The organism is Kitasatospora sp. NPDC056446, from assembly GCF_042796115.1.
Classification (GTDB): Bacteria; Actinomycetota; Actinomycetes; order Streptomycetales; family Streptomycetaceae; genus Kitasatospora.
Genome location: NZ_JBHTRF010000214.1, coordinates 1 through 1,493, shown reverse-complemented (window position 1 = coordinate 1,493; position 1,493 = coordinate 1). Strand labels below are relative to the sequence as shown.

Below are 1,493 nucleotides of genomic sequence, written 5' to 3'. Positions count from 1 at the left end.
GTTCCGGGCTGCCCGACTTCGGTGTCGTTGATGCCATACAGCGCCTGCACCGCCGCGTCGTTCTCATCGCCGTAGTAGGAGAAGCTGCCGGTGCCGAAGATCAGCATCACACCACCGGAGGCCCCCGTGGTCACCGTCATGCCACCGGTAATCGGCTGGCGGTAGGTCCGCTGGTCGCTGCGATCGACGTGGGTATCGGTGGTGAACAGCGGCGCCGTCGGTGCTGCATCGTCGCGCAGGTCGAATTTCCAGATCGCACCCCGCTTGTCAGCAGCGTAGACGGTATCGGCCAGGCCGTCGCGCACCCGGTCGTTCTGGCTCGTCCCACCCCAGCGATCGACCACGACGATATTGCCCAGGCCATTGTTGCCGGCAGGCAGGTTCTGACCCGACTCGACCGCCTCGATCATGCGGATGGTCGGCGTGCTGCTGGCCAGCATGTCGACAACGAACAACACGGCCTTGCCACTCCTGCTTTCATAGCCGTTGCCAAATATCGCGCGGAAGCCCACAGAACCGTCGGCGTTCTTCATCGGCACGATCACCGGCTTGCCCAGCACGTGGCCGATGTTGGCGCGCACCTCTTCATCCAGTGCGGCGTTGAGGTCGCTGATCTCCCACAGCAGGGAGCCGGCACCGCCGAACTGGGCAGGATCGGACACATCCAGCGCGAACACACTGCGCCCGCCAGCTCCGGCCGTGCCTACCAGCGAGGTCGTCCAGCCGTTGCTGCCATAGGTATCGCTGACCGTTACCGGGCCATCGACGTAGTAGCGATGCTGGAAGCGCTGGACGTTCTGGTTGGTGGGGTCGTTGGGCAGCAGCAGGTTGCCCATGTGGCCCAGCGACGTGGATGGAATGTACGCAAACAGCTCCTTGCCACCTTCACCGTCCATCTCCCCGTCGGCCCCCATGCCGCCATCGAAGGCGTGCAGCATGCCGTCGTTGGCAGCGGCATAGACCATATACCTGTGGTCATTGCGCTTGGTGACCATGTAGTCGGCATAACTGGTGCCCATCGAGCCTGGCAGGCGGCGGAAACCGTAGTCATCCAGCGGCGAGCTCAGGGCCGGGGTGGAGGTGATGATGTCGCCCAGCACCGTACTGCGGTCGCGCAGCTTGCCGCCGTTGCGCTTCTCATGGCTGACATCTCCGCGCAGGTATGCCACTGCCGTTGTCGAGTCCGTAGCCAGCCCTTCCAGTTCCGAAGCGCTGCAGATCAGGATGCCCGGATACATCACACCCGACTTGTCGCACAGATTGGCCAGACTGACATTGCCACCGGAGAAGTCCACCAGCGCACCATCGCGCCAGAAGCGAATGCGGCGCGATGCGGCCGCCGGCATCTGCGCGGCCGCTTCCCACGCTTCTTCAGAAACGATCGCGCGGGTGGTCGCATCAACCTTCAGCTTGAAGGCATGCAGCTTTCCATACCAGTCCGTGCCGTTGTTGGTTGCCTCGTAGAATGGCTCCACCGACAGCGAGCCCACGCC

At 63.7% G+C, this 1,493-nt stretch carries 1 protein-coding gene; it reads right to left on the bottom strand.

Annotated elements, in window-relative coordinates; translation table 11 throughout:
- Window positions 1-1,493, bottom strand: a 1,493-nt coding sequence (locus ACFQ6N_RS40760; RefSeq protein WP_380659191.1) for a pilus assembly protein, incomplete at both ends; no start/stop codon positions are given.